Genomic DNA, 21,942 nt, shown 5'->3' on the forward strand with positions numbered 1-21,942 from the left:
GCCGGCAGCATCGGATGCACGAAGCGGGCCGACCTAGTCTGTTAGATGATGTCTGCCGAAATTCCGGCCGGGGCCGGGCCTCGAAATCGCGCCGCAACCGGCGACACAAAACGAACGTGGATTGGAATCATGACAGGAAAGGCCAATAGTCAGGAACGCTCCGTGCTGGACGACGTCCGGTCGGCGATTGCCTCGCTGGACGCCCTGCGCGGCAGACGTCGCTCTGACGCTCAGCATGCCGGATCGGCGCATGGCAGTGACCTGGCGGAAGAAGTCAGTGCTGTGGCGGTCGCTGATGTGGCTGCGGATGCAACTGCCGGTGACTGCGAAGCTCATTCTGTGGCAGACTGGAGCAGCCGGACCGCGGAATTCTCACTCGAACGCGAAGCGGCCGCGGAGGTCCACGAGGACGCGTACGAAGAATCGGAATTGAACGAACTGCCGTCGTATGAACCCGCAGTCGGCGACGATGCTGTCGGCGATGATTCCGTCGGCGATGATTTGGGCGCCGACACCGAATGCGATGATGAACTTGACGGCAGCCTGTTCTCGTCGGCCGACCGGCTGATCAATCGCGCGGCAAACAAGGCCGCGAAGATCATGATTGTCGATGACGAGCCTCTGAACATCATGACCTTCCGTCAGCATCTGAAGATGGAAGGCTACAACAACTTTGTCACTACGGAAAAAGCCACTCAGGCGCTCACGCTGATTCGGCGCGAGAAACCGGACATCGTCCTGCTGGATATCCGTATGCCCGAAGTCAGCGGCATCGACATCCTGCGCGTGATCGGGCTCGACCCCGCGCTGCAGCATATTCCGGTGCTGATTCTGACCGCGGCCACCGACCCGAGAATCCGCCGGAAAGCTCTGGAACTGGGCGCCAGTGACTTCTTGTCAAAGCCGATCGATCCGAACGAACTGCTGCCGCGAGTCCGCAACGCCATCGTGCTGAAGCAGCACTACGACATGGTGTCCAACGAAGCCGCGCGGCTGGAACAGCAGGTCGAACGGCGCACCCAGCAACTGGAAGCCACGCGGCAGCAGTTGATTCTCAGCCTGGCCCGCGCGGCCGAACACCGCGACGACGATACCGGCAACCACGTCATTCGTGTGGGACGGTACACGGCGATCATCGCCCATGAACTGGGTTACCCGACCAGCAAGCTGTCGATGCTGGAACAGGCCGCGCAGCTTCACGACGTCGGCAAGATCGGCATTCCCGACTCCATTCTGTTCAAGCCCGGCAAGCTGGAACCGGATCAGTTCGAAATGATGAAGAAGCACTGTGCTCTGGGAAAACAGATCATCGAACCGATCTCGGAGAAGGACTGGAACATCCTGAAGACGCACACTCGCCGCGGCGAAAGTCTGCTGCACGTCCGTTCGTCGCCGCTGCTGATGCTGGCGGCCCGGATCGCTCAGACACATCACGAAAAATGGAACGGCGCCGGATATCCGCTGGGCCTGTCGGGAGAAGACATTCCGCTGGAAGGCCGCATTGTCGCGGTCGCGGACGTCTTCGATGCGCTGTCCAGCGCCCGGCCGTACAAGCCGCCGTTCTCCCGCGAAAAGTCCTTCCGCATCCTGGAAGAAGGCCGCGGAACGCATTTCGACCCGCGCGTGCTGGACGCATTCTTCGCCCGGGCCAACGAAATCATCGAAACGCAACTGCTGCTGATGGACGAGACCGACCGAATTACGGGCCCCGGATGCGCGGACGAGGAATAGTCGGGCGGGCCTACATCCCGTATTCGGTTTCCACCAGCGGACTGTAATTTTCGAACCGCATGTACTCCCGGCGCCAGGTCAGCCGCACGATGCCCGTCGGGCCGCTGCGATGCTTGGCGATGACGATCTCCGCTTCGCCCGGTCGGTCTTCGGGATCGTAGGCGTCCGGCCGATGCAGGAACATGACCATGTCGGCGTCCTGTTCGATCGCGCCGCTTTCGCGCAGGTCGGCCAGTCTGGGCCGCTTGTCTTCACGCAGTTCCACGCCGCGATTCAACTGAGCCAGTGCGATCACCGGGACCTTCAGTTCCTTCGCCAGAAACTTCAGGCGCCGGGATATCCCTGCGATCTGTTGTTCCCGCGGTGCCGACTTTTCCTCCGGTTCAATCAACTGCAGATAGTCGATGACGATAATCCCCAGCGGACTCTTGCGGTGCTGGCGCCGCGCGAGCGCAGCGATCTGTGTCATCGTCCGGCCCGGCTTGTCGTCGATAAACAGCGGCAGATCATGCAGCGCGTCGGACGCCTCCATCAGATCCTCACGCTGTTCATCGGTCAGGTTTCCGGCACGCAGGTCATGCCCGTTGACTCGCGCGGTGATGCACAGGAACCGTTCCGCCAGCTCCAGATTCGACTGTTCCAGACTGAACACCAGCACGCCCTTGCCGGATTGGCGCGCCACCGCTTCGGCCACATTGCAGACAAACGCCGTCTTTCCCATGCTGGGGCGAGCGGCCAGGATGATCAGTTCCGTCGGCTGAAAACCAGTTGTGTGTTCGTCCAGATCAGAGAAGCCGGTTGTGATCCCGGACACTTCTCCGACACGATTCAGGCGTTCGTCAATCCGGTCGAACGCGTCGATCAGGATTTCGCCGATCGAGATGTTTCCGGTGTTTTCGGTCTGTTCCAGAATGCCGAAGATCCGCCGTTCAGCCGTCTGCAACAGATCATCGACGTCGCCCGACAGGTCGTAACTGTCGGCAAGGATGTCCGTGCATGCATGGATCAGCGATCGCTGCATCCACTTTTCACGCACGATGTTGGCGTAGTACCGCACGTGAGCGGCGTGGGGAACGGATTCCAGGATCTCGTGAAGATAGGGTCCGCCGCCGATCTCTTCGAATTGCGACCGGCGAATCAGTTCGTCACCCAGCGTAACGGCGTCAATTCCCCGAACGTTATTCTCGTACAGATGGTGGATGGCGGCGAAAATTTTCTGGTGAGCATCATGATAGAAGTGGTCCGCCTTCAGCGACTCGCCAACTTCATCGATCGCTTCGTTCAACAGCAGAATACTGCCGAGCACACCGCGTTCGGCATCCAGATTCTGCGGCGGCAGGCGGATCTCATCTTTCTTCGCCATCCGGCACCTCCGTGATCACACATTCTGTCGCAAAAAAATCCCCAGGCAGAGGGGTTCTGCCTGAGGACAAAGTTTCCTGAGTTGCATCAGCCGGGCCTATCTGCAGTGGCAGTTCGAGCCAGGCCGGGACGTTAAGCCTGCGGCTGTTGAGAACATACCCTCCCGTTGAAACGGGAGGGTCGAAGTTTGATCGCCGTTCAGGCGATCAAACGAGGGGAGGGCGTCCGCGCAAAGGGAGTTCCCTGTGCGTCACCCTCCCCGCGATCGAACGCCTGAACGGCATTAGATCGGCGACCCTCCCGTTGAAACGGGAGGGTGAAGCAATTGTTCCACTGCATTGGAAAATTCTCATCTGCCAATCGCCTTGCGTTTCGCGCGCCGCTGCGAATGAGCGGCCGGGAGATCGCAACACGATTTATGCTCCCGTGGCGGACGGGACGACCCACACTTTGACTTCCGTCTGTACCTTCTCGTGGAACTTCAGCTTGACGGTGTACATGCCCAGTTCCTTGATCGGGCCTTCCAGCCGGACGTGTTCCGCTTCCACGGGATGGCCGCCGGCCTTCAGAGCGTCGCTGATGTCGCGGGCACCCACCGAACCGTAAAGGGCATTGTCCGCTGTTGCGTTGGCTTCGATCGTGGCGCTGTACTTGCTGACGGCATCGGCGATCTTTGACAGATCACGCAGCCGGCTGGCTTCAATCGCCGCCAGTCGAGCACGGTGCTTTTCAACCATCCGCTTGTTCTGCTCACTGGCCACGGTCGCCATGCCGTGCGGCAGCAGATAATTGCGAGCATAACCGGGCTTCACCTTGACGATGTCGCCGCGCTGGCCAAGGTTATCGACATCGTGAACCAGCAGGATTTCGACGGAATTGCGAGTCGACCCGGGAACGCCCCGCTTTTTTGTTGTATGAACCATGACAAACGCCCTGTCGGTATGTGATTCGAATTGTTGTTGAGAATGGAAGTAGATCGGAAACACCCGTCGCCCGGAATTCGGGTCTGTCGACGATCGTGAATCGGTTCGCTGAGCAGCTTTCCGGAACCCCGGCACAATGACCGGTGGACCACGTCGCGGAGACATTCCGCCGCCGCATCGACAGTCAGGCGGAGGATCGTACATGGATTCGCGGAATTCGGACAGCCTCCTAAAACGGAACTTCGTCGTCCTGCCCGGACGCCGGCGCGTTGTCGTAAAACGCTTCCGCCGGAGACCGGTCGTCCCCGGAGTCACTTGCGGCAGGCGGCGACTGACCGCCGGAGTCTCGCGGTGCGGACTGGCCGGCGGCGTGGTGCTGTCCGCCGCCACCGGCGCTGTCGCTGCGGCTGCCGAGAAACTGCAGTGTTTCGCCGACGACGCGCAGCTTCGAACGCTTCTGTCCCGTTTCGCGGTCTTCCCATTGATCGAGCTGCAGGCGCCCCTCGATCAGCACCGGACGGCCTTTGGAAAGATATTCACCAGCGATTTCCGCGGTTCGTCCCCACAAAGTCACGTCAACAAAGGTGGTTTCTTCCTTGCGCTCGTTTGTGTTTCGGTCGGTCCAGCTTCTGTTAACCGCCATCCCGATTTCTGTCACGGCCGTTCCGCTGGAGATGTAGCGCACTTCCGGATCGCGCGTGACGTTCCCGATCAGAATCACCTTGTTATACGATGCCATGAGTCACACCTGCCTTCCAAACGTCGCGGCCGCTGTCGAATCGGTCAGTCGTCGGACGCGGCGTCGGATTCAGCGGGGCTGCCGCCGTCGCCGGACGCGGTGCCGCTGGACGTCAGGGCTTCCACCATCGCATTGAAAAGCTCCGGCGGGTGGTGCAGCACCATGTGACGAATGATCGTGTCGCTGAGGTGGCACTGGCGAGTAATGATCTCCATCCCGCTGCTGGGCATCCTGAAGCAGACAATGTAGTGCATGCCCTTGCGATGGCCGTTGATTTCGTAGGCCAGCTTGCCGTCCTGCCACGGTCGATGGGCGACAACTGTCGCACCCGCCCGATCCAGAATTGCCATGATGGCCGCCGTCGTCGCATCGGGATCGTTGGCGAATTGCGAACTGCTGACCAGGAACATTCCTTCGTAAAGATGTTCGCTGACCGGTTTGGCCACGGCGGTACTTGATTCGGCGACAGACACCAGCGTTTCACTCCCAGCGATAGTCAGTTCAGACAGCGATAGTCAATTCAGGGGAAATTACCAACGGGCAGGGGCCTGTCGGGCCGCACACTGTGACGACTTTGAATTTGAATTTCAATACCTGGCAGTCATTTCCGCCGGGATGAATACGTGACGCGTCAGGCGTCAGGCTCTCGGTTGTACTGGTTCATTGCCGCGCTGATACCGTCGCGGACCCACATTTCGACGGAATCCGCGGCTCGCCGCAGCGTCAATTGCACCGCCGCACTTTCTTCTTCCCGAAAACGGGCCAGCACAAAGTTCACAGCGTCCATGCGACCCGGCGGACGTCCGATCCCGATCCGAAGCCTGGGAAAATCCTCGCGGCCCAGCCGCTGAATAATGTCGGCCAGGCCCTTCTGGCCGCCGGCGGAACCGCTCGCCCGCCAGCGCAGCTTTTCCAGCGGAAGGTTCATGTCATCGCAGATAACCGCCAGATTCTCAGGCTCCACCTGAAAAAACCGGACAAACTGCCAAACGGACTCTCCGCTGCGGTTCATATAGGTCAGGGGCGTCACCAGCAGAACTTTGGTGCCGGCGATGCTGACATCGGTGAAGTCGGCCTGAAACCTGGTCTGGGGCGTTCCCGCGAGGTGCCGGCCCGCCAGTTCGGCGACGACATCGAACCCGACGTTGTGCCGCGTTCCGGCGTATTTCGCACCGGGATTCCCCAGCCCCACAACCAGCTTCATGCTACTCCGCAGCAGCCTCGGCAACCGCCTTTCTGGGGTTGAAGAATTCCACGACGACGGTATCGGGCGGCGTTTCCAGAGTCGCCGTTTCGGGAATCTTCAAATCCCCGGCCCGGACAACGTCGCCCAGATTCAGAGCCCCCACACGAGCAACAATGTTGCGGGGAATTCGGAAGTCGGGACAGGTGATTCGGACGGTCTTCGACAACAGCCGCAGCTCGCCGCCTTCCTTCAGACCATCCGGTTCGCCGCGCAGCTCAACCGGCACATCCGTGGTCGCAACACCATCCGGGTTGACGCGCTTCAGGTCAAGGTGCTGCACGTGAGTGGAAAACGTGTCCCACTGAAGTTCCTGCACAACCGCCTTTTCGACGTTGCCGCCCAGTTCCACGTCGACGACGCGGGATCCTTTGGCCACAAGCTTTTCGACATCATCCGCGGAAACGGACAGCGCCACGGTGTCCTTCTTCAGACCGTACAAATTCGCCGGAATTCGCCCGCGACCTCGCAGTCGCACCGCTTCCGTAGTTCCCAGCCTGGTGCGAGTTTCCGCTGACAGATGGAAATCGTCTGTCATGTCTGTTGTTCCTGACGCTACGAATCGAAAAAGGTGTCCGGAAATTCCGCCCGCAGTCGCTCGAAACCGCCTGCCGGGAAAATTGGAACGCGGGAGGATATCGGTGGAGTCTGCTGCAATCAACACTGATGGAACAATTCCCGCGTGGGAAACGCGGACCGGGAAACTCAGGACGCAGCGAGTTCCCGCCTGCGGTCGGCGGGAAACTCGCGGCCCCGCCGGCCGCAAATCCACCAGGGACGCGGCGGCGCGGCGTTACAGCGATTCCAGATGTCGCATCGTTTCGTCCAGCGTGTACTGCAGGTAGCGGTCCACGTCATGGTTGAGCACATCCAGGGCCACTTCCGTCGCCTCGTCGGCTCCAAAGAAGCTGCACGCGCGGACCGCTTCCAGGCGGACTCGCGGGTGATCGTCGTTAATTCGCTCCCGAATCAGTTCCAGAGCGTTCGGAATGATGCGGCGCAGGTCGCACACAATCCGCGTCGCGGCAGCGCGGGCGTGGTAGTCATCGGAATTCAGTGACTTGCCCAGCAGCTCCATATCCACCTGATTCTGAGCCTGCAGCACCCAGTTCGCTTCCAGAACATTGTGAGCGTACTGTTTATCCGATTCGTCCAGGCCTGCCGTCCAGGTCTTCACGGCCGCGACGACATCGGCGGTCGGACGTTCCATCAGTTCCCGCCGCGCGTTGTAACGCGTGCGCGATTCGTATTCTTTCAGCGCCTCCAGCAGCGCGAGAATCGGCTGTCCGGTGATTTTGGGAGCCTGCACCAGCGGACGGTCCTTGCAGACGACTCGCCAGATGCGGCCGTGCTGGTGGTCTCGATTCGGTTCACGAAGATTGTGCTGCAGGTGTCCGATGAGTGCGTTGTGCCAGTCGCAGATGTACAGCGTGCCGTCCGGAGCAAACTGAATGTCAATCGGGCGGAAGTTGCCGTCGTCGCAGGTCAGCAGGGCCGGCTTTTCGGTGCCGACAAATCCGCTGCCTTCTTCCTTCACCGAATGCTGCAGCACGGTCAGTTCGCCGATGACGTTGCACAGCAGAAAGTCGCCCTGGTCTTCCGGCTTGAAGTGCCGGCTGGAAACGATTTCGCTGCCGGCCGTCGGCCGAATGCGCATCTTGATGAATGTCGGATAGGCATCGCGTCCCCGCAGAGCGGTGTCCTTGAAGTTGTTGACGCTGTCGTTGAACGCAGCACCGGCGTGCTTGGCCGGATACCTGACATTTCCGCTGATTGGTGTGGCCCAGAAGTTGTCTCCCGGAGACGCATCCGACACAAAATCCTGTCCCCAGTCGTCGAACACGTGTCCCCACGGATTGGCAAACGGAAGCGAAACATACGTGCCGAATTCTTCCGTGCGCGGGCTGTACCGCCACACGCCGGCTTCGTGCATGCGAGTCAGACCATACGGACTTTCGACCTGTGAATACTTGAACGTGCCTTCGTTGAAGTGCAGCGTACCGCCGGGACTCCATTCAAACGCTGAAATCCCGTGGTGAGAATCCGCTGTGTCGAAGCCCACCAGTTTGCGAACGTAGCTGTCCGCCTGATCGTCACCGTCTTCGTCGGTCACAAAAAGAATATCGGGCTGCTGAGCGATGTAGGCTCCGCCGTAGCCCAGTTCGAAACCCGTGGGCTGATGCAGTCCGCGAGCGAACACCTTGCATTCGTCAGCACGGCCGTCGTGGTCGTGGTCTTCCAGAATCAGCACCTTGTCGTCCATCGGATGCTTCGGCTGCCAGTGGGGATACGACGGCATCGTCGACACCCACAACCGACCGGAATTGTCAAAGTTCAGCGCCACCGGGTTGGCGAGTTCCGGGAAGTCCTCTTCCGACGCGACCAACTGAATTTCGTAACCCGGAGCCAGGTGGAATTTCTTCTGCTGCTCCGCCGCGGGAAGATAGTCGAGCGACCCGAGCTTTCCGGCCTTCGCGTTGGGGTCATCTTCACCGCCGACGTTTGTCTTCGGAACGATAAACGGCAGCGTGTTGCTGTCGTCGATCTGTGCGGCAACGTCTTTGCCCTGAGCCACCGCCCAGACACGCTGGTCGCGATTGGCGGTCATCTGATCCAGGATCGCCCGTTCGCGTTCCATCACTTCGCGGTTGCGGTACGTTCCGTCGGAGCCCGCCTCCCCGCGCGCCCCGTAGATCGAATATCCGTTGACGGCCCGATATCGGTGCCACCAGTGGAAATTCTTATCTCGCAGTTCCGCCAGCAGTTTTGCGTGAAACTCAGTCCCGTCGTCGTGGTTCGCGACTGTGCTGTCGAAGGAATCCGGGAACAGTTGTCCCATGAGAATTGGGGCGAATGCCCGGTAACCCGCTTCGTTCAGATGGGAACCGTTCAGCGTCAGCCGGTGTTCGCTGTCTTCGAACAGTGCCTTCGTCGGATGAAACACGTCGGCAAAGTGAGCGCCGGTCTGTTCCGCAACGGCTTTCAGGACCGCCGTATACGCTTCCAGATTGGTGTTCTGTTCGTGGCCGTCGGGCAGGTTGGGATCGCCCGTGTTTTCGAACGCGATCGGCGAAACCAAAATGACTCGCGCGTTGGCTTTTCCGCCGTAATTCTTTTCCTGCGTCTCCGTGACAAGTTTCGTCATCTGCTCCTGAAACGACTTCAGGCCCGCATCGCCGGCGAATGATTCGTTGAATCCGAAGAAATACATGACGACGTCCGCCCGGCTGTGCCGCAGGTGGTCGTCCGGTTCACCGAAATTCATCGACCGGATGCGTTCGAACGGCTCGTCACCCGGAAAACAAAGGTTCCGCACGACAAGTTCACTGTCAGGGAAGGTCTGATGCAGCAGCGCTTCCCAAAAATTATGGTGCTGCATGCGTTCGCCAAGTTCGTTACCGACAAGGCAGATATGGTCACCCGGCTGCAGAGCCGGTTCGGCGGCCCTCGACGGCACGGTGCTGATGAACAGTGACGAAATCAGGAATGCGACGGCGGTTCGAAACATGCTGGTTCTCGCGTGAGGCGTGCGGGCGGAATGCGGGGCAGACGCAGATTTCACACGGATTCCCGCGGCGGTTCAAGCGGGCGGCGCGATCCGCGATTCTCGCCTACTGGCTCGCGGGAGTAAGAAGAGCGAAAAGTATCGGCGTCCGCCGCGGCCAGTATATACTGACCCAGGCGAATACCGCCTCGTTAGCTGATTTCACAGTTCCTCAGTCCGGAACCTCCCCTGCCGAACCGGTTGCGGTATGATTTCGCACCGGCTCTGCCAGTCGTCTGCTTTTATCGGGAACGAAAGATCGACATGATGCCGCGAATCGTCCTTTCGCTGATCGCCGTTTTTGCAACCATCGGATGCCAGCTTGAGGCCGTGGATGGCCCGGCAACCTCAGTTCGGACCGAATCAGCGCCGGTCGCAACGGCCAGCGCCAACGCAGACTCACCCGTTCCATCAGACTCCAGTGGGACCACCGACATGTCACCGAATCCGACGCAAACCGAATACAACGAACTCACGGACTTCGAAAAGTACGTCATCCTGGAAAAAGGAACGGAACGCGCCTTCACGGGTGAGTACACCGATCTGGAAGACGCGGGCACGTACGTTTGCCGGCGCTGCAACGCTCCCCTGTACAAATCGCAGGACAAGTTCCACAGCGGATGCGGCTGGCCTTCCTTCGACGACGAAATCGCCGGAGCGGTCGAGCGACATCGCGACGCCGACGGCATTCGCACGGAAATCATCTGCCACAACTGCGGCGGCCACCTGGGACACGTTTTCTTTGGCGAAGGCGCCACTCCCAAGGACACTCGACATTGCGTGAATTCCGTGTCGATGACATTTGTCCCCGATGGCAAGCCGCTTCCGCCCGTTGTGGCTTCCACCAACGAAGGCGGGACGGCGGAATCGGAATCTCCTGCCGCGTCCGAACTGTAGAGGCGGTTACGGCAACGGACTTGTTGCAAACACGCGAATCGGAAATCCGGAAAACCGCCGCAGCCACGTTCGACGGAGCGCTGAATTCAGGTTCCTGGCGAGCATGACTGCGCAATTCCGACTATCGAACGACTGAAATCCAGGGGAAACAACACACGTGACGCAGACAATCACATGCCGGCAGTTGGCGGAACTCGGCCGAAACGGAAATGTCGAACTGATCGACGTTCGCACGTCAATGGAATTCCGCCACGTTCACGCGGTGGGAGCACGCAGCGTGCCGCTGGATTCACTGGACGTGAACGCTCTGATGGCCGCGCGCAACGGCAATTCCGACGAACCGCTGTATGTCATCTGCCGCTCAGGCAGCCGCGCGAAGAATGCGTGCCGAGCCTTCCATGAAGCAGGCTTCACCAACGTCGTCAACGTCGAAGGCGGAACTCTCGCGTGGGAACAGGCGGGGCTGCCGGTGAATCGCGGTGCCTCGAAAATGATCTCCCTGGAACGACAGGTTCGGATCGCCGCCGGGTTGCTGATCGTGCTGGGAGCGGTGCTGGCGGTGACCGTTGACCGCTGGTTCGCGGGGCTGTCGGGGTTTGTGGGAGCCGGCCTGCTGTTTTCCGGTATCGCGGACAACTGCGCGATGGGACTAATGCTCGCGAAAATGCCGTGGAACCGCGGACAAACGGGCGACGGATGCTCACACAACTGACTTCGCCGTTCCCGACGAAATCAAGGTGTCAGTAACGAATAGCACTATCGTGAGTGGAAGTTCGTTTCAGGTACAGCGTTTATGCAATTCTGCTTTAGAGGCGATCAGAGAGTCCGCGTGGTGGCGGCTGATGACGCGGCCGAGTGGCACTGATGAAAGGTCCGGAAAATCCTGAGCACGATAAAGTGTGCCACTGGCTGTGCCAGTACCCACAGTCACGCAACGGAAAACGCTGGCACAGCCAGTGGCACACCATCCGGTCGTCGACAGTTTCACCCGCCCGGCGGTATGATTCACTGCGACGAGTGGACAAGATCACGTCGCACGGCAACCAGACGGACTATCCGGACGATACCACCCCGTCCCGTTCGTCTTTGGAATCCACGAACCCACGCCGCTCCGGGACAATTTCGTTCCGGGCGGAGCTCAAGATCGCCTCGCGAAGCCCGCCGCGTCGAGAGAACCAGATCGTGCGCGCTGTGATCTCGGCAAGTGACGAAAAACAACGGTCACGCTCAGGCGGTCAGCGGTAACGCCGGTGGCTTGCGGCGGCTAACAGGCCCAGATAAATCATCCAGCACGGGCATCGCCCGGTGAACCACCCCGATGGCAAGGCCAGCAGGCCGGTGATTCGCCCCAACCGCGCGGCATCACGCACAGGAACAGCCCGGGCCGGGCCGGTCGTGGGCTGCTGGATGACTTCGCGTCACCAGGCTTCTCTTGGAACGACCCGGCCCGTTGGGCCTTCGGTTCATTCGCGGCGAAGATTCTACGGGGCGGTGCAGGCTTGACGAACGGCTGGCCCGTTGGGCCAGGACAACCGGCGAAGCATGACCACGGTGCCGCAGCCGGGTCTGTCGACCGACACGACCTGACGTGGGACGCACGGAACCGGCTGGTGAAAGTCGTCGACGGAGCGAACGCCGTGGCCGAGTACCAGTATGACGGCCAGAAAGCGGCGGATCGTAAAAGAAGCTGTACAGCGGCGGCAGCCTCGACGAAACTCGGCACATCTACCTATCCCTGCAGAATCAGGTGCTGGAGAGACGCGTGGATTCGTCGACATCCGACCGACCGGCAGTTCACGTGGGGCGATCGTTACGTCGACGGTCTGGTGCTCCGCACCCCACGATACGGACGCCAATGGGTCTCTGGACGAAACACTGTACGCCCTGCAGGACGCCAGCTGGAACGTCACCGCCACTGGCCGACGCCACGGCGGAGCGATCGTCGAACGCTTCGTCTACGACATCTACGGCCGCTCCACGGTCTCGACGCCGACTTCGGCCGACAGCGACGGAATCAGCGACTACGCCTGGGAATACCGCTACCAGCAGAGAATACGACACCGAAACCGGAATGCACTGCTTCCGGGCAAGGTACCACCATGACGCGACGGGACGATTCCTCGGCAGAGATCCGCTGGAGTTTCTCGGTGGAAAGAATCTGTACAATTATGTAGCGTCGAATCCTCTGATCTTTACAGATCCCTCAGGTGAAATATGGATCCCGCCCGGCGGGCTGTAGTATGGGGTATTGTGGACCTTTTAGTGGCCCTTTTCCGCCCGCTGGGCCGCCACCGATCGATGGCCTCGACAGGTGCTGTCCTGAATCGCGATCTTTGCTATGGACCGAACCCGACGCATTGTCACTACACGGGATGGGGAAATCCGGTCACTACGGCATGTGATGTTGCCTTGTGCAATTGTGCGCGGATTCAATTGTGCATCCGTGCCGTGAGTGGAGACGGCTGACCTGCAACTGGTATCGTGCGAAAGCAATCGGGTACTTCTGCGGCGTAAAAGGACTGGCTCCATAACCAGCATCTTTGCAAAGTACATTGAGGTCTGGTATTGCTGGTACCAGCGACACCGGTGTGTCCCTGCTGCAAGAGCTTTGGGACTTTAAATACACTATGTGTGACGCCATGATCTCATGCAACCTGTTCCACAATGTAGTAGCCAGCTTGGTACTTTTGTGACTGGATGTGGAGAGGAAAGGCCGGCTCGTCAATCCACACAGGGCGTCAACTACGACAGCGTCACTGTGGCACCGACAGAACAATCGTCCGGACAGGAAGTACGTTGATGGTCGCCACAATTTTGAATTCGTCCCCAACAAGCACCTACGCGTCCGTCAGTCCTACCACGGCGTTATCAGACTGTCTGAAACGGGACAGTTCCCGGGACTGACGGTAACCAGTGAAACGCAGTTTCGTCGTTCACTATGATCGGAAGGAGACCTCCGACTCGAGAGACACGACTCGAATGACGATCCCTATGTCATTCAGGCAGACGTAACTCGGCGAAGTATCATGGAACGGAAAGACTCAACGATTTGCCTCAGGACGAGACGCGTTTCACCTTCAGCGGAATCACTCTGTACAGCTCCCTCTTTTTGCCAAGCTGCTTGACGGATGTCGGATGGCACAACGAAACATACATCTTGCCGATGGAAAGTCCTTTCTACAGGCTTGGGCAACCAATCGCGATTGGATGGCATTATCTCAGTTGAAGGCAATGACTGTCACCGTGTCATTTGTGAACGCAAGTCAGTTACTTGGACTATTTATGTCGACACAGAAACACGGTCTCCGTCGCGTCGATTGCAGATTTCTGAATCACAGATGGGAGCATTTGAAATCAAAGAAGAGATTACGCGGAGGTCTTCTGGAAGGCTACTGGCGATAAAGCAATCCCAATTGTTTTGATCGATGAAGTCGTGGGTCGTTCCCAAGAAGAGTGCATCGGACGGCACAGGGCCGGAAGACACCGGGAGGGCATCAGTGTTGACGAGCGGTCCGATGTGGGTGAAACGACCAGCGAAGGAGAAGGGTGACGACTCTGGGAGGCAGCACAGACAGGGCTGTGCAGTTGATCACGGATACGATAAAGGTGTCAGGAACCTTTGATCGGCCGTAGAGCGAGAAATCGCCCTGGGCACAATCAGGCAATTGACATTGAAAATACTATTGTAACAGATGGGCGGCTGGCGGAGACCGCGGCGTCTGGGAGTGATCCGAACAGTGGAGAATCAATATGGCGACCAATAGGCATTACGTGGATTCCGAGCCGGCGTCCAGCGCGTGGGGCGATTGTCGACCGCGATTCTGATCTGCAGTTCTTTGTGCGAGTGTACCCGAACGCAGGACGGCCGAATTGCCCTCGGGCGTCCAACGAAGGCCCGCAGATGACGCCGTGTGTCGAAAGCTCAGTTTGATGTCGACGAGAATATGTTGAGAACACCCGACTTTGGTTGATCCTGAAAAGTCAGTAGGCACTCAGACATCAATGTCGCTCCAGACAGCGAATCAGCGGTTGATCCTGGTGGTGACGAACACCGAACCAAATTACGTAGTAATCAGAGGCGTGAGAGTTTTCGAGAGGCCAGAGTTGGCGCGACATTCTTGAGAAACTCGGACGTCCCACCCGCTCGAAACTGCGTACACTGACGTTCACCCGGGGAATAGTCTTCTTCATGATGATCCGGACCTTCGGCTGTTCTTTTTACGCTCGGTTTCGACAGCAAGAATAGCCTGAATTACATCTACTATCATGCAGGATTCTAGCGGAAGCGTAATGCAGACATTCTGGTTTAGGGTAAGCCACTTCGGTGAATAGCACGTTGCTTTGATTTGTAGAGTGCTGGCTTTTCCTGATTGGGGAATGAGCCATGAGTCGCAGGTACTCACGTGAGCAGTGGGTCGAGTGGATTGAGGAGCAGCGGTCGTCCAGGTTGTCGATCGCCAATTTCTGTGAATCGATCGGGGTTTCTCCAGAATGCGTTTATGTCCGAGCGACGTAAGCTGACCAGCACTGCGATAGACGGCACGCATCCGTCATCTTTGCCGAGTGCCCCGGTTTCGTTTCGCTGGAAGCTGGCCGCGCAGGACGCGATCCGTGGGACCGCGACACACCTGCAACAACGCCGCCATCGAAGTCGAGCTTCCGGGAGGCAGCGTTGTTCGCGTGTGTGATCCGCAGGTGATTCGCGATGTCATCGCCGTGGTGCTCGAGCACGGGGGCGGCAGTGATCAGTATGAGGCGCGAAAACGAGCGAAAACGGTGTCCGGAACCTTTGAATGACTTGCGATTTCGGTCGATGAATTCCCCGTGACTAGTCGTGACATCTGTGACGAGAGTTGCGACTCGACCTTCCGTGCAAGCGTCATCTGAGATGAGACGCTGTAGTATTAGTGGCAATACTAATTGAATTTTTCCTTTACTACATTGCGAGGTATACCTTGGCTGATCGAGTGTTTCTTGCAGTTGTATGTTTGGTAGTTGTTACAATGTGGATCGTCGATCGCACGATCTTGAAGGAACCAAAATCCGTGCCCCAAGACAGAAATCCGCGTCCTCAGTGCAGTTCACGCGCCCAACCGACCATGAAGGACTTGGAATCCGCAATTCACGATATGGAGGCTCGGCAAAAAGAGCACGGCCAGCACTTACTGGGAAGCAATGGCAATCTGGGAAGGCTTGGCCCAAGGGGCGGATTGAAGGTACATAGGACACCATGAACGTTCCCCCGAATTCATAGGTTGTCCTGTGTCCGATTCCCCAGCGATTTGACCTGTCGGAAATTGTTTGTCACTGAAGCACTCGAAGATCCCCGGTCCACAATCAGCAGACATCACCCGCTGATCAGTGTCATGACACGAATATCGCTGATCGCGGTGCTCGCCGAGCAGACGGTACAGCCATTTGCAGGTGGGCTGTCACTCCGGCAGGAACAGCTCAAACGCCGCTGTCGCTGCCTCACGGGATCCCGTCCAAAGATGTTTTCCAGCGTTCTGATGGCGCTTGCGGCCGGACGCCTTTCAGGCCTGCTTTGTGAGCTGGCTGAACACACTTCGCGTGCCGGCGGGAGCCAATACGGTTGCTGCGGAACCCAATGAACGACATATCGCCCAGTGGATAAGCAGGGCGATGCCTGCGGGAAACCACAGCCGGTCCAGCGACACAGGACCGCGCTGCACCTGGTAGTGCACGGCTGACGCAGGCGAAGCTGGCTCGCGCAGGTTGCCACCGAGGAAAAATCAATGAAATCACGGCAATTCCCGAACTGTCGAAGCTGATTGACGTGAGCGGATCGATCATCACCATCGACGCCATGGGCACGCAGACGGCGTTCGCCAGACAGATTGTGAATTAACGGCGGAGACCACTGTTCTGGCGGCACGAAAGGCAATCAGAGCGGGCTTCAGGGAAGCGTGGTCAAAAGCCGTCGATGAACATTTGGATGATAACTTTGCCAAAAGTTCCCTCACGCCAGTATGTGGAGGAAACCAGTCAGCCGCCGAAGCACGCGAACCTATATCTACGGTTTTCAGTTCCCAAGAACCTGGCTGGCCGTGAGAAGTGGGCAGTGGTGAACATCAAGATCGTCATCCATTACAGTGTCTGCGGCGACAGAAACTGTGGATGTGCGTCACTACATCAGTAGCACAATACGGAGATCAAACAGTTTGCGCGAGAGCCGTCCGTGGTCACTGGGGAATCGAAACACCTGCCACTGGAACTGGATGTGACCTATTCCAGACGCTCAACGCACGCTACCAGGGCGATTGCGCCATGCTGGGTAATCTGCGATGATTGCGCTGCAGTATTCGAGTTGCCTGCGGTGTGGCAGCCGGCTGCGTTGTGGAACTCATCACGGAGGCTGAGCGATGATCCTGCGGGAAGCTGCTGAATCCCGACGTCTGGCGACATCCATTCACGAACACTTTGCCGACCTGACCGACCCGCGGCGGCGCGAACCGACCTGGCCGCTGATCGATATGATCGTGATGGCTTTGTGTGCCGTGATCTGCGGTGCCGATGATTTTGTGGCGATTGCCAGGTGGGCGAAAACCAAAAGGAACTTCCTGTCGCGGTTTATCAATGTGTCGAAAGGCACGCCGTCGCATGACCGGTTCAATGCCGTGTTCGGGGCCCTGCGGCCGGGAGAATTTGAGAAGTGCCTGCTGAGCTGGATCACGGCGCTGCACCAGATCAGCGATGGTCAGCTGATCGCCATTGACGGCAAAACGCTGCGTCGCAGCTATGACGCCGCCAGCAGCAAAGCCGCCATTCATATGGTGATCGCATGGGCCACGGCCAATCAGATCAGCCTGGGCCAGGTGGTGGTGGACGAGAAGAGCAACGAGATCACCGCCATTCCAAAACTGCTGGAACTTCTGGAACTCAGCGGCTCGCTGGTGACGATCGACGCGATGGGCTGCCAGACGGAAATTGCTGCCAGGATTGTGGACGCAGGCGGCCACTATTGTCTGGCGGTCAAGCAGAATCAGCCCACATTGTATGACGGGCTCGAAGCCTTCTTTCAGGAACAGATGGAGACCGCATTTGCGGACACACAGGTTCGCACACATGAAACTCACGAACGAGGCCACGGCCGCGAGGAATCCCGCTACTACTGGATCTGTCCGATACCCGATTCGCTGCCGGATGCATCGCGCTGGAAGCACCTGCGTGCAATCGGCATGACGCTCAACGTGACGCTCCGTGACGGCAGGGAACATACACAGATCCGTTACTATATTCTGAGCCGGTACATCGCCGGCCGAAAGTTCGGCGAAGCGGTCCGCGGCCACTGGAGCATCGAGAACCGTCTGCACTGGCAGCTCGATGTGAGTTTCGGCGAAGATCAGTGCCGACTGCGGAAAGGTCACAGCGATGCCAATTTCAGCATCCTGCGGCGAACCGCACTCAGCCTGCTGAAAAATGACCAGACGGCCAAAGTCGGCATCAAAAACAAACGCCTGCTCGCCGGCTGGAACGACGACTACCTCGCCCAACTCCTCTTCAAATAACAACTTATCACGCAATCGCCCTGGGCTTCCTACAGTCACAAGTCCTTACAGCACAAAGCCTTAGTGTGCGCTTGACCGTGCACTTCATCACTGACAAGCTCCATCCCATGGAAAGTCGTATGTCCACCGGAGCTATAGCGATTTTTCCAAATCAATGCCATTTTGAAACACGGTCTTAGTGAGTGCTGACCGTGGTACAGTGAGTCGCACACGGGGGGCCGGATTGCCCGGGCTGGGCTCGCCCGTCGTCGAGACTTGCGGAGACTCGACAGACTGTCCTGACGCGTCCAGTGAACAAAAGTCGCGTTTCGGTAGCAGGCGGACATGCGCAGAAGGTTCTGTCTCGGCGAGACTGACGCGACATCAAAGTTGCCGCCATCGGTTTGCGTGACGAGCCGCCCCAACTCAGCCGCGCCAGCCCCACGCAGGCTCCGATCGGTAAGTCGGGCTGAGTTACCGCCTGCCGACGCCTCGCGTTCAGGCTGCGCGGACGCGGTGTTCCCGCCTGCGCGGGAATGACGGGGTGTGGGGTGCGCGGGAATGACGGGGTGGGGTGCGACTGCGTGGCGGTTCAGTCACAGCGTTCTTGACATGCGGCTTGCCAGGCGTTGCAGGGCCGGGCTGACGTCGTGCGAATCGAGATGCACGTTCAGCAGGCTGAATGTATCGTTGTTCGCCAGAGCCGCCTGCAGCGCTTTTTCCAGATCGTCTTCTGTGTGAACTTCAAACCCCCAGCCACCTCCGAGCAGATCCGGCATGCGGTGATAGTCCCAGTTGGGGATATTGTTGAACGGACCTTCCTGAAGAAATCGCTCGGTCGTATAGCCTTTGTTGTTCAGCACGATGACGATTGGATTGAAGCCCAGCTTCAGGCCCGTGGACAGTTCCAGACAGGTCATCTGGAACGCTCCGTCGCCGACCAGCACGATGGGTCGCAGCCTGCGGTTCGCCACCTGAACTCCCACGGACGCGGGAATCGCAAATCCCATCGACGTGTAGTACGCGGCGCTCAGAAATTCGGTGTGCTGGCTGATGGTCAGGTCGGAGGCTCCGAACAGCGAATCGCCGGTATCCGCAACGACGACCATCGAACCGTCCAGCAGCAGATTGATGCGTTCGAACAGCCGACGAATCGTCATCGTCTGTTTTGCTTTCGGAGTAAACCTGTCGGGGACCTCTCGTTTGTTTTTTGGCGGCTTGTCCGCCTGCATGCTGAATTTCGCCGACGCCAGCTTCTTTACGAAGTCCTGAAGCTGCACATCGTGAAAATGGTGGTGCCGGATGCGCAGTTTTTCGCTGGTGGCATAGATGCACTTCGCGGGATCCAGATGGGCCGTGAAGATCCCCAGGTTGATGTCGGTCATGAAGGTCCCCAGCAGGATGACGCAGTCGCTTTGTTCGACGTAGCGGCGGACGTCGTCGCGGCCCATGGCACCTTCGTAGACTCCCAGATACAGCGGGTGTTTTTCGCTGACGACGGATTTTCCCAGCAGCGTGGCACACATCGGGATGTTGTGATTTTCCGCCAGCTTCAGCACGTCCTGGCGCAGGCCGAAGCGATGCACTTCGACGCCGGCCAGAATGACGGGACGTTTGGCGGCCTCGATCATTTCACGCGATTCTTCGATTGATTCCCGCAGCGCGTCGGGATGCGACTTGCGTTTTTCGACAAGCGGCCTGTGAGCGAACAGCGCTTCAGTGCGAACTCGGTCGCGGGGAAGTTCCAGATACACGGGCCGCTTGAATCGCACGGCGGCTTCCAGGCAGCGGTCAATTTCTCGAAACGCGGTCAGCGCGTCGTCGAGACATGCGGAAGCCACGGTAATCTTTTCGAAGACGTCCTTCTGAGTGTTGAAGTCCCGGACTCGATGGTGCAGCAGCGGATCCGACTGACGCTCGTCCATTCCCGGAGCACCGCTGATGACAATCACGGGCGACTTTTCGGCGTAGGCTCCTGCAATCGAATTGCACAGACTGAGTCCTCCGACGCAGTACGTGATGCAGACGGCTCCGATGCCGTGTACGCGGGCGTAGCCGTCGGCCGCGTATCCGGCACAGTCTTCGCGCGTGGTGCCGATAACGCGGATCGGGCTCTCTTCCAGCATGCCGTAGAACCCCAGGACGAAGTCGCCGGGAATCCCGAAGATGTCATCGACTCCGTAGTGCTGCAGCCGTTCGATGAGATACGAACCGATCGTCTGCGGCGACGACGTTCTGGTCCGCGCGGGCTTTGGCTTCGCCGAGGCAGCGCTGGGAATTCTCCGTTTCGCAGAGGTCTTCTTCCTGGCCGCCATTGTCGTGTACTTTCCAAGGAGTTCTGATTTGCCGGTGCCTGCTACCGGCGTCATTGTTTGGCCGGCACCGGAAAACGTCAAACCGTCGGAGTATTGTGAGTGGCGCCAACCGGTGGCGGTTGACTGGCTGACGAACGCGCGATGCGCTGTCGCAGACGGATTGAATGGAAGGGAGTTGTCATTGTGGCGAGAGTCCTGATGGGCTGGGAACTCGGCGGAGGTCTGGGCCATGTGGCTCGACTGCTGCCGATTGCCAGGGAACTTCGGCAGGCGGGGCATCAGCCGTGGTTTGTTGTAAAGCGCCCGGAATCAGCCTCGCTGTTGTTTGAAGGCGATGAATTCCCTGTCTCGCAGGCTCCGCCATTTCCGGCGTTCCGCTCGATGGATGCGAATGACACCTTTCGGGCAGAAACCTATGCGGACATTCTGCGCGTTCATGGTTTTGCTGATCACGACGCGCTGGCAAATGGATTGGCGGCCTGGGACCGGGTGTTTTGTGAACTGCGGCCTTCACTGATCGTCTGTGATCATGCGCCGCGGCTGTGTCTTGCCGCCATGCGGAAGATTCCCGTTGTCCACGTTGGCACGGGATTCACGTGTCCGCCCGTCAGTGATACCTGGTTTCCGCCGATTCCGTCCGATGCGCCGGTGATAACGGATCAGACCGAGCTGCTGCAGGTTGTCCGGGATGTCCAACGGCAGCGCGGAGGGTTCCTGCCGGAACGGCTGACGGACGTTCTGAGTCATGCTGAAGAGTTTGTGACCGTTTGGCGCGAGCTGGATCCTTATCGGACGGTTCGAGAGCGCGGTACAGCGGGACCGCTGCATCGAATTCCAGACACCGACTATGAATCGGCAGATTCCGGTGACGTTGAATTCTTCGCGTATCTGTCCGGCAGCATGCCCGGCATCGAACAGGTCGTGCTGGCTCTGCTGAAATCCGGGCTTCGCGGCCGCACGTTTCTCCGCGACGCGACGCCTGATCAGACGCGCCGGCTGCAACAGGCAGGTGCGCGACTGGAGATTCGTCCGGTGCCGCTGGATGCCGTTCTGCCGACAACGCCGCTGGTCGTTCATCACGGTGGGATCGGTTTGACGGAAGCCGGTATTGCGGCCGGTTGTCCTCAATTGCTGCTGCCCGGGTTTCTGGAACAGAAGCTGACCGGAGACTGCCTCGAAGCGATGCAGGCGGGACGATCGTTTCACGGAACCGTCCGGCTGTCGTCAGTCATCGCGGCTGCGGGTGAGCTGCTGAACCCGGAGACTCGGCAGCGGTCAAAACAACTTGCGCTGAACCTGCGAGATCGGTATCCGGAGTCGGCGATTGTCCCTGTGATGAACGTCTGTCTGCGACTATTGCGATGGGCGATCAATTGACTGATGACGCGCTGCGGTCCGCTGATGAATTCTTCGCGAAGGATGCAAAGAGGCGCTGTCAGCGGAAATGCGTGCCGGGCAAGAGGTTGCCGGGCTCCGGCATGCAGGCGGTCAAACCTTCGAACCTGAATTCCAGGAAAGCCGACTTGCAGAACAAACGCGGACAGTTACCCTACCCGCTCAGCACCCTTGACGACGCATAATTGGGCCATCGTCCCGGCCAGGCGCCGGTTGAACTCCCTATTCGTCCTGAGTCGATTAGTCGATTGTTGCCCATTTGCTCATGCGTCCGGTGCAGGTCCA

The 21,942-nt window shown here is 58.8% G+C and carries 13 protein-coding genes and 1 pseudogene; 6 read left to right on the forward strand and 8 right to left on the reverse strand.

Annotated elements, in window-relative coordinates; genetic code table 11:
- Positions 1-129: 129 nt before the first annotated feature.
- Positions 130-1,731, forward strand: a complete 1,602-nt coding sequence (locus R3C19_12550) for a response regulator (GenBank protein ID MEZ6061187.1) — start codon at positions 130-132, stop codon at positions 1,729-1,731.
- A 10-nt stretch (positions 1,732-1,741) separates the two neighbouring features.
- Here R3C19_12550 and dnaB read toward each other — a convergent pair whose 3' ends face one another.
- The 7 genes from dnaB to R3C19_12585 all read right to left on the reverse strand — a co-directional run bounded on the left by dnaB (position 1,742) and on the right by R3C19_12585 (position 9,506).
- Positions 1,742-3,094 carry a replicative DNA helicase gene (gene dnaB, locus R3C19_12555; protein ID MEZ6061188.1) on the reverse strand — a complete coding sequence of 451 codons (1,353 nt, stop codon included), beginning with the start codon at positions 3,092-3,094 and terminating at the stop codon, positions 1,742-1,744.
- Between the two features lie 415 nt (positions 3,095-3,509).
- Positions 3,510-4,016: a 50S ribosomal protein L9 gene (gene rplI / locus R3C19_12560; protein MEZ6061189.1), complete on the reverse strand. Its 507-nt coding sequence runs from the start codon at positions 4,014-4,016 to the stop codon at positions 3,510-3,512.
- Between the two features lie 229 nt (positions 4,017-4,245).
- Entirely contained in the window at positions 4,246-4,755 is a 510-nt protein-coding gene (locus R3C19_12565; GenBank protein ID MEZ6061190.1) for a single-stranded DNA-binding protein, read from the reverse strand.
- Between the two features lie 44 nt (positions 4,756-4,799).
- Positions 4,800-5,228 carry a 30S ribosomal protein S6 gene (rpsF, locus tag R3C19_12570; protein ID MEZ6061191.1) on the reverse strand — a complete coding sequence of 143 codons (429 nt, stop codon included), beginning with the start codon at positions 5,226-5,228 and terminating at the stop codon, positions 4,800-4,802.
- Between the two features lie 158 nt (positions 5,229-5,386).
- On the reverse strand, positions 5,387-5,959 hold the full coding sequence (pth, locus tag R3C19_12575) for an aminoacyl-tRNA hydrolase (protein ID MEZ6061192.1): 573 nt from the start codon (positions 5,957-5,959) through the stop codon (positions 5,387-5,389).
- 1 nt (position 5,960) lies between these two features.
- On the reverse strand, positions 5,961-6,536 hold the full coding sequence (locus R3C19_12580; GenBank protein ID MEZ6061193.1) for a 50S ribosomal protein L25: 576 nt from the start codon (positions 6,534-6,536) through the stop codon (positions 5,961-5,963).
- A gap of 255 nt (positions 6,537-6,791) precedes the next feature.
- The gene (locus R3C19_12585; protein ID MEZ6061194.1) at positions 6,792-9,506 is read right to left on the reverse strand and encodes a GDSL-type esterase/lipase family protein; all 2,715 of its coding nucleotides are present in this window, start codon (positions 9,504-9,506) and stop codon (positions 6,792-6,794) included.
- 471 nt (positions 9,507-9,977) lie between these two features.
- On the opposite strand from R3C19_12585, the gene R3C19_12590 reads away from it, so the two are divergent.
- The 4 genes and pseudogenes from R3C19_12590 (at position 9,978) to R3C19_12605 (ending at position 17,968) form a co-directional block, all read left to right on the forward strand.
- Positions 9,978-10,439 (forward strand): methionine-R-sulfoxide reductase, encoded by a 462-nt coding sequence (locus R3C19_12590; protein ID MEZ6061195.1) that lies wholly within the window; start codon positions 9,978-9,980, stop codon positions 10,437-10,439.
- A 157-nt stretch (positions 10,440-10,596) separates the two neighbouring features.
- Entirely contained in the window at positions 10,597-11,151 is a 555-nt protein-coding gene (locus R3C19_12595; protein ID MEZ6061196.1) for a rhodanese-like domain-containing protein, read from the forward strand.
- Positions 11,152-15,050: 3,899 nt separating this feature from the next.
- On the forward strand, positions 15,051-15,236 hold the full coding sequence (locus R3C19_12600; GenBank protein ID MEZ6061197.1) for a hypothetical protein: 186 nt from the start codon (positions 15,051-15,053) through the stop codon (positions 15,234-15,236).
- 1,628 nt (positions 15,237-16,864) lie between these two features.
- Positions 16,865-17,968, forward strand: a pseudogene (locus tag R3C19_12605) (ISAs1 family transposase).
- Positions 17,969-18,543: 575 nt separating this feature from the next.
- Here the strand turns inward: R3C19_12605 and R3C19_12610 are convergent.
- Positions 18,544-20,316, reverse strand: coding sequence for a thiamine pyrophosphate-binding protein (locus R3C19_12610; GenBank protein MEZ6061198.1), 1,773 nt, complete (start codon positions 20,314-20,316; stop codon positions 18,544-18,546).
- A 129-nt stretch (positions 20,317-20,445) separates the two neighbouring features.
- Between R3C19_12610 and R3C19_12615 the strand changes: the two genes are divergently transcribed.
- Positions 20,446-21,639, forward strand: coding sequence for a hypothetical protein (locus R3C19_12615; protein MEZ6061199.1), 1,194 nt, complete (start codon positions 20,446-20,448; stop codon positions 21,637-21,639).
- Positions 21,640-21,942 lie beyond the last annotated feature (303 nt).

It is taken from the genome of Planctomycetaceae bacterium, assembly GCA_041398785.1.
Classification (GTDB): Bacteria; Planctomycetota; Planctomycetia; order Planctomycetales; family Planctomycetaceae; genus JAWKUA01.

Coding starts and splice junctions, on each gene's coding strand:
- R3C19_12550 (MEZ6061187.1), top strand. CDS start 130: ATGACAGGAAAGGCCAATAGTCAGGAACGCTCCGTGCTGGACGACGTC.
- dnaB (MEZ6061188.1), bottom strand. CDS start 3,094: ATGGCGAAGAAAGATGAGATCCGCCTGCCGCCGCAGAATCTGGATGCC.
- rplI (MEZ6061189.1), bottom strand. CDS start 4,016: ATGGTTCATACAACAAAAAAGCGGGGCGTTCCCGGGTCGACTCGCAAT.
- R3C19_12565 (MEZ6061190.1), bottom strand. CDS start 4,755: ATGGCATCGTATAACAAGGTGATTCTGATCGGGAACGTCACGCGCGAT.
- pth (MEZ6061192.1), bottom strand. CDS start 5,959: ATGAAGCTGGTTGTGGGGCTGGGGAATCCCGGTGCGAAATACGCCGGA.
- R3C19_12580 (MEZ6061193.1), bottom strand. CDS start 6,536: ATGACAGACGATTTCCATCTGTCAGCGGAAACTCGCACCAGGCTGGGA.
- R3C19_12585 (MEZ6061194.1), bottom strand. CDS start 9,506: ATGTTTCGAACCGCCGTCGCATTCCTGATTTCGTCACTGTTCATCAGC.
- R3C19_12590 (MEZ6061195.1), top strand. CDS start 9,978: ATGTCACCGAATCCGACGCAAACCGAATACAACGAACTCACGGACTTC.
- R3C19_12610 (MEZ6061198.1), bottom strand. CDS start 20,316: ATGACGCCGGTAGCAGGCACCGGCAAATCAGAACTCCTTGGAAAGTAC.